Here is a 13,251-nt window from a genome sequence, read left to right as displayed (position 1 = left end):
GCACCTCGTCGTGTCGCCAGACCGGTCTTCCCCCGCGCGACACCGTACAGTCGCCGTCGCCGCTGGAAACGAGTAGTCGACTACTCTAAATTTCCGTCGCCGGCCGGCCTGCTAGTGCCGCATCGACGGACAGTTGCCGTTGTCAGCGGGCCGCAGGCTGATCACGTCGGCCTGCAAGGTGCCATTGCCGTCGGTGGTGCCCCGCGCGGTCAGGCACTTGCCCTGGGCGATCGCCTGAACGTCGGCGGGGGCCCGCTTGGTGTAGGTCGTGGTGCCGGACAGGCCGACATTGGCCGGCGCGTTTCCGCCAGCCGTCGTCACGACCAAGGTGTTGTCACCAACCGAGCTCACCGTCCCGCGCAGGCCACCGTGACCCGGACGCCCACTGGGCGGGGCCGGGGTGGGGGAGCCGGCGGATGGACGAGCGTTGGGGAAGCACTGGCCGTCCCGCGATGTGCTGACCATGACGGCGGCCGCCGTCACTGAGCCGTCCGGGGCGGGACTGGGGCCCCGCGCCGGCCGCACGGATACGCAGCTGCCGACCGTCACGTCGGTGAGGGCGGCCGGGGTCAGCTCGGAGACTTTCGTCGCCGAGGAGAAGCCGACCGTGGAGTTGGCATTGTCGTTGCTCAGAGTGAGGGTGCTGCCGGTGACCGACGTGATCAGTCCGGCCGCATGATCTTTGCCGCCGCCCTTGGCGGCCGGTGATGATCCCGATGTGGTCGGCGCGGCCGCGCTGGTCGTTCCCGATGTCGCGGATTGCGGCGACGAACTCGAGGTGGTGGATGACGAACCGCAGGCAGCTATCGACAGATCGGTGATGCCGACGAGGACGGGCAGCGCGTACCCGCGCCGCATCGATGAGGCCGGAACAGGAAGAGTCATGGCTTCACAGTCGGCTGTCGAACTGGGATTGGGCTTTATGGCGATGATGAGACTGCTGTGCGTGGCCGCGGCGGCTCACTCACGGTCGTGATGGCAGACGGCTTCGAGCATCAAGCCGAACGGATCGAGCCAGAAGGTCGCGAAATAGGGCGGCGGATACTGCGGAAACACTTGCGGCTCATGCACTATCTCGCCGCCGAGGGTTTGCACCAGGCGGTGAACGTCCCGTACCGCCGAGCGGGATTTGACCATGAAAGCCAGGTGCTGCAACCCGGCGCGGTCGCGTGCGTACGGCGCTGAGTCACCGGCCGGGTAGAAGAACAGATAGGTCCCCGGCTTGCCCGCGGCGGGGCGGAAGGCGAACTGGTCGTGATCGTCGAGGAACAGCTCGAACCCGACCACGGGCATCAGCTCGTTGTAGTAGGTCCTGGCCGCAGCCAGATCAGTGACGTTGATCCCCAGATGCCCGAGCATGAGTCATCGTGCAACCCCTCCCGATCGAGTTGCAATAGGAGTTGGCGCCTTCCGTGCTGCTGTGTGATGGTCGCCGGCAAACACGCGCGGTCGATGTACCGGAAATCGACTCCACCGCATAGCGAGTCCCGTATACACAAATCTATGAACGCGTCCGCTCATATCGGCCGGGTCGGCGGTTTGGCCATCGCACTGGGAATCGGCGCGGCTGTGGCCTCGGCGAGCGCGGTTGCGTGGGCGGACGCTGATGGCTCTGCCTCGGGGCACTCCACGTCCGCATCGGCCGGCGGCCACGCGGGCCCGCGGGCCGCAAAGGCACCCGCCGGCGCAAAGCCGAAGACACCGACCCAGAAGACACCGACCCAGAAATCAGCGACCCCGAGGTCGACGACTCGGACCACCGCGCGTTCGACGCCGGCATCCGCCGTCGCTGCGCAGATCACGGCACCCCCGAACTTGACCGCGGTGGTGCAGCAGGCGGTCTACACCCCACTACACGCCGTTGTGCAGGCCTGGATTGTCAGTGAGGTCGGCAGGCAGGTCGACGATTTCATCAACAAAGCGGCGAGGTCGTATGTCATCGGCAACGGCGCGCCCGGCACAGAGCAGCACCACGACGGCGGCGCCGGCGGGTGGCTTCTCGGCGACGGCGGCGCCGGCTGGCACAGCACCGAGGACGGGGTCGTCGGCGGCAACGGCGGTGCGGCCGGAGCGTTCGGCAACGGCGGGGCCGGCGGTGGCGGTGGAGCTGGTGCTGCCGGAGGCGACGGCGGTGCCGGCGGTCGGTTGATGGGCATCGGCGGCGATGGCGGGGCTGGTGGCGCCGGCGCTGCGGGTGCGGCCGGCGGGGTCGGCGGTGCGGGCGGCGACGGGGCCGGGCTGGTATTCGGCATCGGTGGCCACGGCGGCGCCGGCGGTGACGGTTCCGACGGTGGCCGGGGCGGTAACGGCGGTAACGGCGCCGAGTTCTTGGGCAGCGGGGGCGATGGGGGCGACGCCGGCAAGAGCAACGTCGGCGGTGTCGCGACGGGCCTGCCTGCGCTCGGCGGTGCCGGCGGAACGGCCGGCTGGCTGGGTAACCATGGCGCGGTGGGCAATTCCGGTGCCACGGCTGCCGCGACCGCGCCGAGCGGATCATTGCCGCCCGTGTCCAGTGTGGGCACCTGGCTGACCACCAGCGATGGGCAGGTCGTGATCCTGCACGGTCTCAACGAGGTGTACAAGCTCGCGCCGTACGAACCCTCTGCCAGTGGCTTCAATGAAGCTGATGCACAGTTCTTGGCGGACAACGGATTCAACGTCGTGCGGTTGGGCGTGATCTGGGCCGGCGTCGAGCCGCAGCCCGGGGTGATCGACACCGCCTACCTCGACTCGATCCAGCAGACCGTGCAGATGTTGGCTGATCACGGGATCTACACCATCATCGACATGCACCAGGATCTCTACAGCAGCACCTATTACGGCGAAGGTGCGCCCGAGTGGGCCTCCTACAGCGGTGGCCGGCCCAATAAGAACTCCGGATTCCCCGGCAACTACTACGTCAACGCCGCTCTGCATCACGCCTGGGATGCCTTCTGGGGCAACGCCGATGCGCCGAACGGTATCGGGCTGCAGGACAATTACGCGCTGGTCTGGCAGCACGTCGCGACCTACTTCAACGGCAACTCGGCCGTCATCGGCTACGACATCATGAACGAGCCCATGGCGGGCTCGACGTATCCGGTCGCTCTTCTGGGCGGCTCGTTCTTCGCGACGCAACAGCTGACCCCGATGTACAACCAGGTGGCGGCGGCGATCCGGTCCGTCGATGCGACGACCGCGCTGTACCTGGAACCGCCGAATCCGGCGGTGACGGAAGTTCCCACTCTGCTCGGTCTGCCGGTAGCCCTGCTGGGGCACGTCACTGATCCGAATATCGTTCTGGCGTTCCACAATTACTGTGGTCCGATCGGCGGCGTGCTCTGCACGAAGATCGTCGACACGCTTGCCGTTCAGGCCGAGAATTATTCGAAGCAGCACAACATCCCGGCGCTTATGAACGAGTTCGGCGCCACCAGTGATGCGCCGACGCTCACCAAGACGATCCGCTCCGCTGACCGTTATCTGATGGGCTGGGCGGAGTGGGCGTACACGGGTGTCGGTGACATCACCGGATCGCCGGATGTGGAGGCGCTGGTGTACGACCCCACCAAGGACCCAACCGGCGACAATGTGAATGCCGGCAACCTGGCGATCCTGTCATCGCCGTACCCGCAGGTGGTGTCTGGTACCCCGAGCGTCTGGTCGTTCACCGATGGAACCTTCGAATTCGGTTACTCCACAGCGAAAGTCGACGGTTCGGGTAGCTTCGCCGCCGGGTCGCTCAGTACGATCTCGGTGCCCGAGGTGCAGTATCCGAACGGTTATCAGGTGACCGTCACCGGCGGGCATGTCGTCTCGGCCGCCAATGCCGCCCGGTTGGTCATCGCCTCGGACCCGGGTGCGACGGCCGTCCAGGTCGTCGTGAGTCCCGCCGCCTAGCCGCCGATGCCGGACCGCATCAATCCGGTCGGATCGTACTTCTGCCGAATGGTGTTGAACCGCTGTAGGTTAGGGCCCAGGTAGCGGGAGAGGGGATCGCCAGCCTCCGGGTAGTTGATGTAGCCGCCCGCCGACGCCGCCCCCAAAGCCTGATGGGCGGCGGTCAGCCACGCGCTGGCCGTGTCGGATGCTGCCTCCGTGTACCACTGGACCGACGCCGCCTGGGCGCGCCAGGGGAATGCGCTGCTGGCTGGGCCGATATCACCGACCGCGCCCGACAGGGACTCGACCACCGCCGTCGCCGAACCCGCTGACTGCGGCCATGCTGACATTGCCGTAACGATGGATTCTGCTGCAGCCGGACTCATCTCGCCGACGATGTCCGAACCGGCGACGAATGCTCGCGGAACCCGGGCGGCGTCGCCGCCCTCGAAATAGTGGATGAAATCGACGCGGTTCAGCGTGCGAGTACGGCTCGACGACGCCGACAATCCTGCCGTGGACAGCATGTCGCCGGCGACGGCGGAGCCGCTGCCCGATGGTGTCGCCAGGATGACGGTGCAGCGGCCGGGACCGTCGCCGACCGTGATGTTGACCATGCCCCAGATGTTTCGGTCGGCCGCACTGAGCCAGGTATGCCAGCCGGCGATCGCCTCTCCGGCGGCTTCCACCGGGAATGCGAGTGTGACCACATCGCGGTCGGTCGCGGGGAAGGTGCGGAACGTCAGCGACGTAATGACCCCGATGTTGCCGCCGCCACCGCCGCGCAGCGCCCAGAACACGTCGTCGTGGTCGTCGGCGGATGCGGTCACCACCTCGCCGTTGGGCAAGACCAGCGATGCCGACGTCAACGCGTCACACGTCAACCCGCACCGTCGGGCGTCGGAACCCAGCCCGCCGCCCAGCGTCAGTCCCGCAACACCGACAGTCGGGCAGCTGCCCGACGGGATCGACCGCCCGCTCGCCGCGAGCTGGGTTTGCACCGAGTCCAGATCGGTCGCCGGTGTCACCGTCACCGCGTCGGGTCCCGTGCCGGTGGTGACCCCGCCGGGCAGCCCGCGCAGATCGATCACCAGCGTCCCGTCGAGGGCGGATGCGCCGATGTAGGAGTGACCGCCGCTGCGCGCACTGATCCCGATGTGGTTTGTCGCGGCGAACGCTATCGCTTTCTGCACGTCGGCGACCGAGGTTGCGGCGACTACCGCTACCGGGGTGGAGCCGCCGAACCGGGAGTTGAAGACGCCCTTGGCGGTGGCGTAGTCCGCGGAGGACGGCAGGCTCAGCCTGCCGTCCAGCTGGTTGCCCAGTGCGGTCCAGTCCGGTGGGGCCGGGCTCGACACCGCGTCGGGTGTGACCGACCGGCACGATCCCAGAAGCGCCGCGCCCGCCAACCCGCCGAGTGCACGCCGCACAAACGCCTGGCGGGAAATCTCCCCCGACATGCGCTGAATGCTAGTGGCTATTCCAGGACGAAAACCGGGATCAACCGGGAGGTCTTGGTCTGGTACTCGGCGTAGGGCGGGTAGGCCGCGACGGCCAGGTCCCACCAATGTGCACGCTCGTCGCCGGACACCTCGCGCGCGGTCAGGGTGACGACCTTGTCGCCGTCCTGAGCGGTGACCGTCGGGTTGTTCTTGACGTTGAAGTACCACGACGGGTGTGCCGGGTCACCGCCCTTGGAGGCGACCATCGCGTAGCGGCCGTTCTCCTCGACGCGCATCAACGGCACGTAGCGCTTCTTGCCGGACTTGGCTCCGGTGGTGGTGAACAGGACGATCGGTCGGTCCAATACCTCGACCCCGTCGGTGGTGCCCTGCTTCAGGATCTGTTCGGTCTGCTCGCGCACCCAATCGGTGGGGCTCAACTCGGCGTGTTCAGTCATGGCTCGCTCAACATCAGCGCACCGGGAGCTATTCCGCGCTCAGATTCACGTCGATCCAATACCTCCAGTTGCGCGCGACCGATGCCGATGATCGGGATCGTGCATCTGAGTGGTCGGCATACCTTGCAACCGGCGGTCTGGCAGTGGGAATGGCAGTCGTCGGGCAACTGTGTCGGCCAGCCGAGCTCATTGTTCTTTCCCGAGGACAGTCCGCGTGGCGAGCGCCGCCGGCTGGAACAACAAGCCAAGGGAATCTGCGGGAGCTGCCCGGTGCGGCCCCGCTGCCTCGAGCACGCGTTGAATACGCCCGAGCCGTACGGCGTGTGGGGTGCGACGACTGCCAGCGAGCGGGGAGCACGCGATCTGCGGGTACGAGCGCATACGCCGGGAGTTTCGGCGCGCTCACGTGCACTGGGCGCCTGAAAGCGCGCCGAAGTTCGCGGCCTCACCCAAAAATCTGTATCCCTGCTAGGACACCTCCTGTGAAGCCGCCGAGCGCTGTGGCGGCCAGGATCAGGGCGATCATCGCGGTCATGTCTTGGACAAGTCGGGTGTCGCCGGTTGGCTGAGGTGGGTGTGTCGAACTTGATTCCGGCGGTTCCGGCTGTGTGCGTGGGGGCATGCGTGCGACCAAGACAGCGAGCGTCACACCGATGATCAGCAGACCGCTGGTGCCCTCGGCCATCACGAGCAACCGGGTTCCCAGCGACGTGGGTTGGTACCCGCTGCCCGGAGGAAAGAGCGTTGTCCAGCTCAGGTAGAGAAAGCTGAAGGGGTCTGTCAGATCAGGCAGGTCTCTATGTTCGAAGCCATCGTTGCCACCGCCGTGCACGTTCTGATACGCGAGCGCAAAGACCACGATCACTTGGATGATATTGAGAAGGTTGATCACCACCGACGTTCCTGCCGGTACAGACCGCCATTTGTCACCCCGGCGGGTCAACCCGAATACATTGTCAAGAGAGGCGAACACGAGATCTTGTAAGCGATACAAGCCCGCAACCACAACGACGAAAGCCGCCACACCGGTGAACGGCCCAAACTTCAACAACGCCAACAACCCGACCATCCATACCCCGACATACGCGAGGTGCCTGCGGCCCCTCACCGAGTCATTGAGCCCCAACCAGGTTGCAGCGGAGAAAATGACGCTGTATTGGCAGAACTGCGTGAGAACCGCAACGGACCCGTTGCGCGATTTTTTGCAGTCTTCAATTCGTTCGGCAAGCTTAGGCATGGCTACCACCGTTCGTAGCGATCTCGTCGTCAACGCGCTTGATGGCCGACACACTACGAGCCCGGGGACCTCAACAAACGGGTAGTTGCGTACGCGAATTCCTTTGCGAATGCCAGCTCGATACTCAGTTCTTTAGCGATGGCAACAGATCTACGACGGCGGGCCGGTGCAGTAAGTCCGGGGCGGCATGGTCCAGATCTTCTGGTGCAATCCGGCGTCGCAGAGGTCGTAGTCGGCCTTGTCGAAGCGCTGCACCACCTTGAATTCCGCCGAGGAGTCAGTGCAGTCGACGGGTTTGATCGTGTCGGTGCGCTTGCGATCACCCACGGGGTGTTTGACCGTGGCATAGCACTGGCCGGTCAACAGGTTCGGGATGAAGCAGACGGTCGAGGCGTCATTGGTCCAGCGGGCGAAATCGGTATCGCTTCGGGCTCCGTCTGGGCACGGCGCGTCCCGGCCACCGGTGCTGGCGACCTCGAAGACTCCGGCCGGGTCGATGCACATGGTCACATCGTGCGGACCGATCACACCCGATGCCATCGCTTCGCCGGTGATGCATTGACCGACTTTCACTGAGGGAGCGGTATTCTCAGCTGCCTTGTGCTCACCCGCAGAATTGGCCACCCGCGCAGCTGTCGATACGAGACTGAGCCCGATGATGATCGCGCCCGCGATGATCAAACCGCGGCCGGCGGTCGGGCGCGGCGGCGGCATCGGTGGGTAGCCCGGTGGTGGATAGCCAGGGGGCGGGTAGCCCTGCGGTGGGTAGCCGGGCGGGGGATAACCCTGCGGTGGATAGCCCGGCGGCGGATACGGGGGATACGCGGGATAGCCGGGCGGAGGCGGCGGCTGCGCCCGGCGGGCCTTCGACCGCTCACGCAGACCAAGGACCAGAAGAAGGACCCCGATCGCGGGAAACAGAAGCACCTGGCCGACGAACAACCATGGCCTGCCCTCGGCAAGCACTGTGGTGGAAGCGGCGTAGCTGAGTGGGCTCACTGATCGTTGACTCTAGCGCCGATCGGATTAGCCTGCGGACATGACCATTGACCCGAAGACCACCGCCGTGGTGCTGATCGAGTACCAGAACGACTTCACCTCTGACGGCGGCGTGCTGCACGGGGCGGTGTCGGAGGTGATGGCGAAGACGGACATGCTCTCGCACACCCGTGACGTGGTCGCCGCGGCGCGCAGCGCGGGGGCGACGGTCATGCACGCTCCGATCGCGTTCGCCGAGGGCTATGGCGAGATCACCAACCACCCGTACGGAATTCTGAAGGGCGTGGTCGACGGCAACGCCTTCGTCAAGGGGTCGTGGGGCGCGGCGATCGTCGACGAACTGGCGCCGGCTGACGGTGACATCGTCATCGAGGGCAAGCGCGGCCTGGATACCTTCGCCAGCACCAACCTGGACTTCATCCTGCGCAGCAAGGGCATTACCACGATCGCTCTCGGCGGCTTCCTCACCAACTGTTGTGTCGAGTCGACCATGCGCAGCGGCTACGAAAATGGTTATCAGGTCATCACATTGAGCGATTGCGTCGCGGCAACATCGGTCGAGGAGCACGAAAATGCGTTGAAGTACGACTACCCGATGTTCTCCCGGCCGATGACCGCCGACGAGTTCATCGGAGCGCTCGCGTGACGCGGGTGCAGGTGGCGGTCCTCGACGACTACCAGAACGTGGCGCTGCAGATGGCCGACTGGTCGACGGTCGCCGAGCGCGCCGACATCACCGTCTTCAACGACCATGTCTTCGATCCTGACGAACTCGTCGAACGGCTGGCACCTTTCGACGTGATCTTCGTGATGCGGGAACGAACCCCGCTGCCGCGCAGCATCATCGAACGCCTGCCGCGGCTGAAGATGATCGCCTCCACCGGGCCGTTCAATGCCTCCATCGACATGGCGGCCGCCGAGGAGCACGGCATTCACGTCGGGACCACCGGCGGCACCGTGGCATCCACGGTGGAGCTCACCTGGGCGCTGATCCTGGCCGCTGCGCGCAACCTCGTGGCCGAGAGTGTGTCGATCCGGGATGGCGGTTGGCAGGTGTCGGTGGGCCACGAGCTGTCCGGCCGGGTGTTGGGCGTTCTCGGCCTGGGCCGCATCGGTGCCCGCGTCGCGCGCATCGGCGAAGCCTTCGGTATGCAGGTCATCGCGTGGAGTCAGAACCTCACCCCGGAGGCGGCCGCCGAGGCGGGCGCTACCCATGTCAGCAAGGAGGAGTTGTTCGCCCGCTCCGATGTGCTGACCGTTCACATGAAGCTCAGTGAACGGTCCACCGGTCTGGTCGGCGCCGGCGAACTCGCGCTGATGAAGCCAACTGCGGTGCTGGTCAACACCTCTCGCGGACCTCTGGTCGACGAGGCCGCCTTGGTCGAGGCGCTGCGAGCCAAGAGCATCCGGGCCGCCGCGCTCGACGTCTTCGACACCGAGCCGCTGCCGGCCGGTCATCCGCTGCGCACGCTGGACAACGTCATCGCCACCCCGCACATCGGCTACGTCGCTGACCGTCCCTATCGCATCTTTTATCGCGACGCCGTTGCGGCCATCACAGAGTGGCTGGACCGCGAGGTTCAGTAGGCGTTCGGATCCTGCTGGACGGCCTCGGGAACGGGATGCTGGTAGAGCCGTGAGGCGTTCTCCCAGGTCACTTTTCGGATGATGTCATCGGGCAGCCCGTTGATCTGTTCGCGGATGGTGCGCTGGGTGTGCGGCCACGTCGAGTCGCAGTGCGGGTAGTCGGCCTCGAGCAGGATGTTGTCGGCGCCGATCCGTTCGTACTGGATGAATGACGACTGGTCCTCAACCGCGCAGAACCAGAAATTGCGGCTGAAGACTTCGGCCGGCGTCAGCGTTTCGCCGAGCGCCTTCCACGTCCCGTACATCTCGTGATAGCTCAGCATGTGGTCGAGACGGTCCAGAAGACCTGCTACCCAGCCGATTCCGCCCTCGGACAGACAGATCTTCAGCTCGGGATACCGGGTGCACACTCCTGAATACAGCCAGTCGACCGCGGCGGAAATCGCGTAGGCGAAGAACAGTACGCCGGCCACGTCTGGCGGGGCATCATCGGTTGTCGACGGGGATGTGCCCGACGAGCCGATGTGCAGGTTGACCACCGTGCCGGTCTCGGCGCAGGCCCGCATCATCGGCTCCCAGTAGCCGGAGTGGATGGTCGGGAATCCCAGAAGTGCCGGGTTCTCGCTGAAGGTTACGGCGTGGAAGCCGCGTTCGGCGTTCTCGTAGATCATCTTCGAGCCGACCTCGGGTTCCAGCAGCCACGGCAGCTGGCAGGGAATGATCCGCCCGGGATAGCTTCCGGCCCATGACTCGATATGCCAGTCGTTCCAGGCCCGCACCGACGCCATCGCCAGATCGCGGTCGGTGGTCACCTGCTGGAGTCGCTGCCCGGCGAACCCCGGCAGGAACGACGGAAAGTTCAGCGAGGCGTATACACCGTTGAGATCCATGTCCTTGACCCGGGCATGGATATCCCATGCGCCACGGCGCATCTCGTCGAAGCGGGCCGGCTCGAAACCATATTCGGAGACCGGCCGGCCGACCACGGCGTTGAACCCGACGTTGGGCAGCGATTGACCGTCGTACATCCAGGTCTGCCCGCCGTCGGCAGTGTCGACCACCCGAGGCGCACGGTCGGCGAACTTGGCCGGCACCCGTCCTTCGAAGGTATCGGGCGGCTCGACGATATGATCGTCGACGGAGATGACGGTGTAATATCGTTCGGCCCGTTCGGGTTCCGGCAGGAACGTCACGGTGCGGTCCGCACCAGTCTTGGCGGTGGTGAAGTTCAGATTCGACTGCAATTCGTCGATGGAAGCCATGGCCCGATCTCCTCGTTCAGTCCAGTACGCCGCGGTCGGCTTTGATCGTCATGCGGGCCGCGCCGGCCCAGTACACGTCGGCGGCGCGTTCGATCAGCGAGGCCTGCATCCCGATCATGTCGCCGCGGTTCATCTCCGACGGGATGCGACCGGTGACCATCACGTCGTAGGCGAGCCGGCACACCCGCTCGATCGACACTGCGCGGTACACCGCCGCGGCCAGGTCGTGCCCGGTGGCGATGACGCCGTGGTTGGCCAGGATGATCAGGTTGGCCGTGCCGATCTGACCGGCCAGTTCGGCTGCGCGCCAAGGGGCGTCGATCTCGCCGTCGTACTTCTCGACCAGGTACATGTCGTCGAGGAACAGGGCGCCGGTCTGGTGCACGAGATCGGGCAACACTCCGAGGGCCGCGATGAGGCTGACGTAGTAGGGATGGTTGTGGATCACCACTCGGGCGTCGGGACGCTGCCGGTGGATCTCGGTGTGCAGGTGGATGGCCGGTGTGACATCCCAGCGGCCACGGACCACGTGTGCGTCCTCGTCGACCACGCAGATGTCCGACGCGGTCAGTTCCTGCCACCACAGTCCCCACGGGTTGACGAACATGTCCGTGTGACCCTCGGGCTGCCAGGTGATGTGCCCGGCCATGTTCTCGGCGAACCCGATGTCGGCGAGGTGGCGGAATGCCACCGCCATCTTCTGCTCGTCGCTCAGCTCGACACCGATCGGCGGCGTCTTCGACGGTGCCCAGACACCCAGCCCGCCCTGGCGCACTTCTGATGTGCTCATGATCGCTCCAGTATTGATCGGATGGTTTCGCGGAGTTGGCCTTTGGCGATCTTGCCGCCGGAGGATCGAGGAAGCTCGTCGAGCACCTCGAGGCGTTCGGGCAACAGCTCCTTGGAGACGCCCTGAGCCAGCAGGTGCTCGACCAGATCGGTCAGCTCGAGCGTGTCGAGGGGATTGACGAGTTCGGCGAAGACGCACACCCGCTCCCCGAACAGCGGGTCGGGCATGGCCACGGCGGCAGCGACTGCGACGGCGGGGTGAGTGTCCACGACCTCCTCGACGGCGACCGCGCTGATGTTCTTGCCGCCGCGCAGGATGAAGTCGGAGGTTCGACCGGCCAGTACCAGGTAGCCGTCGTCGTCCAGATCGCAGATGTCACCCATCCGCATCCAGCCGTCCTTGGTGTACAACTTGTCGTGGTCGGTGCCACCCAGGTAGCCGAGGCTGAGCGCCGGTCCGCGGCAGACCGGTTGTCCGCGACCGGATTCGGTGACATCCTCGTCGCCGTCGAACAGCCGGACCTGCATCTCGGGGACGATCTGCCCGGCGGTGCGCAGCCGGTGGTGCAGCGAGTCCTTGACGGTGGTGGCGCTGAGCATGCCGGTCTCGTTGGAACCGTAGAACTGCAGGATGGTGACGCCGGTCAGCTCTTCGAACGCAGCGGCCTGCGCATAGGGCAACGGCTCGCCGCCGGTGAAGACGATGCGCAGGCTGGACAGGTCGTATTCCCGCGAGGCGGCATTGGCCACGATCATCATCAATTGTGTGCTGACACAGCACAACACGGTGGCCTTGTGGCGTTCGATGGCCGCGCAGGTGGCGACCGGGTCGAACCGTTCGATGCGCACGGTCGTCGCGCCCAGGTAGATCGGGGTGGTGTGCGAGGTCCAGATCCCGAACCCGAAGGGTGTGGGGATGACCGGAAGGAAGACGTCGTCGGAGTTCAGTTCGCCGTTGGCGACCGCCTTTTGGTGAAAGTAGTGCCACCGGTTCTGATGGTGCACCACGCATTTCGGCAGCCCGGTGGTGCCCGAGGTCGAATTGATCAGGAACGCGTCGTCCGGTCCCACCTGCGACAGCTGAGGCCCCGGGCCAGGAGTCGCGGTGTTGATGCCGAGCCCGCCGGTGCCGAGCACCACGGCACGCAACGAGGGATCGGCGTCGGCGGCAGCTTCGGCCGCCTGCGGACCCCGGGCGGCATCGCTGACCAACAGTGACGGCTGCGCGGTCCGCATGATCTGCACGGCCTCGCGCACGCCGGCGCGCGCCCCGAGCCCCACGCTTACCGCGCCGCACCGTTCGATCGCCATCAGCAGGACATGGATGGCAACGCTGTCGCGGTGCCAGATCGCCACCCGGTCCCCAGGTGACACGCCCAGCACGTGCAGGTCGATCGCCAGGTTGGTGGCGGCGTTGTCGAACTCAGACCAGGTCAGTGCCCGGTCCGGCGCGTCGAGGGTGAAGTCGGCGAAGGCGACCTTGTCGGGGGTGGACACCGCATTGCGACGCACGCAGTCGGACAGCGTGGTGTCCGACCACCAGCCCGCGGCCCGGTAGTGCGCCGCCTCGGCGCTGGTCGTGACGGCAGCGTCGACAGCCATCACCAAATCATATG

13 protein-coding genes are annotated in these 13,251 nt (G+C 65.9%); 4 read left to right on the top strand and 9 right to left on the bottom strand.

All coding sequences use genetic code 11. From position 1 onward, the window contains the following. Nucleotides 1–111: 111 nt before the first annotated feature. Together EV580_RS06000 and EV580_RS05995 are read right to left on the bottom strand one after the other, a co-directional pair. The gene (locus EV580_RS06000) at nt 112–885 is read right to left on the bottom strand and encodes a DUF5666 domain-containing protein (RefSeq protein ID WP_133690175.1); all 774 of its coding nucleotides are present in this window, start codon (nt 883–885) and stop codon (nt 112–114) included. 75 nt (nt 886–960) lie between these two features. Then, on the bottom strand, nt 961–1,359 hold the full coding sequence (locus tag EV580_RS05995) for a VOC family protein (RefSeq protein ID WP_133690174.1): 399 nt from the start codon (nt 1,357–1,359) through the stop codon (nt 961–963). A gap of 144 nt (nt 1,360–1,503) precedes the next feature. Here EV580_RS05995 and EV580_RS05990 point away from each other — a divergent pair, with 144 nt between their 5' ends. Further along, nucleotides 1,504–3,879 carry a cellulase family glycosylhydrolase gene (locus tag EV580_RS05990; protein ID WP_255525616.1) on the top strand — a complete coding sequence of 792 codons (2,376 nt, stop codon included), beginning with the start codon at nt 1,504–1,506 and terminating at the stop codon, nt 3,877–3,879. Here EV580_RS05990 and EV580_RS05985 read toward each other — a convergent pair. Both EV580_RS05985 and EV580_RS05980 read right to left on the bottom strand, forming a co-directional pair. Then, the gene (locus EV580_RS05985; protein ID WP_133690172.1) at nt 3,876–5,321 is read right to left on the bottom strand and encodes an FAD-binding oxidoreductase; all 1,446 of its coding nucleotides are present in this window, start codon (nt 5,319–5,321) and stop codon (nt 3,876–3,878) included. The two genes, EV580_RS05990 and EV580_RS05985, sit on opposite strands and share 4 nt — an antisense overlap. 17 nt (nt 5,322–5,338) lie before the next feature. Then, a complete protein-coding gene (locus EV580_RS05980) occupies nt 5,339–5,761 on the bottom strand; it encodes a nitroreductase family deazaflavin-dependent oxidoreductase (RefSeq protein WP_133690171.1) in 423 nt (140 codons plus the stop codon). Nucleotides 5,762–5,860: 99 nt separating this feature from the next. Between EV580_RS05980 and EV580_RS05975 the strand changes: the two genes are divergently transcribed. Next, nucleotides 5,861–6,184, top strand: a complete 324-nt coding sequence (locus EV580_RS05975; protein ID WP_286171461.1) for a WhiB family transcriptional regulator — start codon at nt 5,861–5,863, stop codon at nt 6,182–6,184. Between the two features lie 22 nt (nt 6,185–6,206). On the opposite strand, the gene EV580_RS05970 is transcribed toward EV580_RS05975, so the two are convergent. Both EV580_RS05970 and EV580_RS33635 read right to left on the bottom strand, forming a co-directional pair. Beyond that, on the bottom strand, nt 6,207–6,998 hold the full coding sequence (locus EV580_RS05970) for a two pore domain potassium channel family protein (RefSeq protein WP_133690170.1): 792 nt from the start codon (nt 6,996–6,998) through the stop codon (nt 6,207–6,209). Between the two features lie 150 nt (nt 6,999–7,148). After that, on the bottom strand, nt 7,149–7,997 hold the full coding sequence (locus EV580_RS33635) for an LppU/SCO3897 family protein (RefSeq protein WP_166654537.1): 849 nt from the start codon (nt 7,995–7,997) through the stop codon (nt 7,149–7,151). A 40-nt stretch (nt 7,998–8,037) separates the two neighbouring features. Between EV580_RS33635 and EV580_RS05960 the strand changes: the two genes are divergently transcribed. Next, nucleotides 8,038–8,643: a cysteine hydrolase family protein gene (locus EV580_RS05960; protein ID WP_133690169.1), complete on the top strand. Its 606-nt coding sequence runs from the start codon at nt 8,038–8,040 to the stop codon at nt 8,641–8,643. A 50-nt stretch (nt 8,644–8,693) separates the two neighbouring features. After that, nucleotides 8,694–9,584, top strand: a complete 891-nt coding sequence (locus EV580_RS05955) for a D-2-hydroxyacid dehydrogenase family protein (protein ID WP_133691059.1) — start codon at nt 8,694–8,696, stop codon at nt 9,582–9,584. Here EV580_RS05955 and EV580_RS05950 read toward each other — a convergent pair. From EV580_RS05950 to EV580_RS05940, 3 genes are read right to left on the bottom strand one after another with little or no spacing between them, the layout of a single operon-like run. Continuing rightward, the gene (locus EV580_RS05950; protein ID WP_133690168.1) at nt 9,578–10,846 is read right to left on the bottom strand and encodes an amidohydrolase family protein; all 1,269 of its coding nucleotides are present in this window, start codon (nt 10,844–10,846) and stop codon (nt 9,578–9,580) included. The two genes, EV580_RS05955 and EV580_RS05950, sit on opposite strands and share 7 nt — an antisense overlap. 16 nt (nt 10,847–10,862) lie before the next feature. Beyond that, nucleotides 10,863–11,636 (bottom strand): class II aldolase/adducin family protein, encoded by a 774-nt coding sequence (locus EV580_RS05945; protein ID WP_133690167.1) that lies wholly within the window; start codon nt 11,634–11,636, stop codon nt 10,863–10,865. After that, the gene (locus tag EV580_RS05940; protein ID WP_133690166.1) at nt 11,633–13,237 is read right to left on the bottom strand and encodes a class I adenylate-forming enzyme family protein; all 1,605 of its coding nucleotides are present in this window, start codon (nt 13,235–13,237) and stop codon (nt 11,633–11,635) included. Before EV580_RS05940 ends, EV580_RS05945 begins: the two co-directional genes overlap by 4 nt. Between the last annotated feature and the right edge of the window lie 14 nt (nt 13,238–13,251).

It is taken from the genome of Mycobacterium sp. BK086 (assembly GCA_004362315.1).
GTDB lineage: Bacteria > Actinomycetota > Actinomycetes > Mycobacteriales > Mycobacteriaceae > Mycobacterium.
Note: the sequence above shows the minus strand (reverse complement) of the source record. Positions and strands in the feature narration are given on the sequence as shown.

Excerpts from the sequence above, each read along its gene's own strand:
- EV580_RS06000 (WP_133690175.1), bottom strand. The coding sequence starts at position 885 with ATGACTCTTCCTGTTCCGGCCTCATCGATGCGGCGCGGGTACGCGCTG.
- EV580_RS05995 (WP_133690174.1), bottom strand. The coding sequence starts at position 1,359 with ATGCTCGGGCATCTGGGGATCAACGTCACTGATCTGGCTGCGGCCAGG.
- EV580_RS05990 (WP_255525616.1), top strand. The coding sequence starts at position 1,504 with ATGAACGCGTCCGCTCATATCGGCCGGGTCGGCGGTTTGGCCATCGCA.
- EV580_RS05985 (WP_133690172.1), bottom strand. The coding sequence starts at position 5,321 with ATGTCGGGGGAGATTTCCCGCCAGGCGTTTGTGCGGCGTGCACTCGGC.
- EV580_RS05980 (WP_133690171.1), bottom strand. The coding sequence starts at position 5,761 with ATGACTGAACACGCCGAGTTGAGCCCCACCGATTGGGTGCGCGAGCAG.
- EV580_RS05970 (WP_133690170.1), bottom strand. The coding sequence starts at position 6,998 with ATGCCTAAGCTTGCCGAACGAATTGAAGACTGCAAAAAATCGCGCAAC.
- EV580_RS05960 (WP_133690169.1), top strand. The coding sequence starts at position 8,038 with ATGACCATTGACCCGAAGACCACCGCCGTGGTGCTGATCGAGTACCAG.
- EV580_RS05955 (WP_133691059.1), top strand. The coding sequence starts at position 8,694 with ATGGCCGACTGGTCGACGGTCGCCGAGCGCGCCGACATCACCGTCTTC.
- EV580_RS05950 (WP_133690168.1), bottom strand. The coding sequence starts at position 10,846 with ATGGCTTCCATCGACGAATTGCAGTCGAATCTGAACTTCACCACCGCC.
- EV580_RS05945 (WP_133690167.1), bottom strand. The coding sequence starts at position 11,636 with ATGAGCACATCAGAAGTGCGCCAGGGCGGGCTGGGTGTCTGGGCACCG.
- EV580_RS05940 (WP_133690166.1), bottom strand. The coding sequence starts at position 13,237 with ATGGCTGTCGACGCTGCCGTCACGACCAGCGCCGAGGCGGCGCACTAC.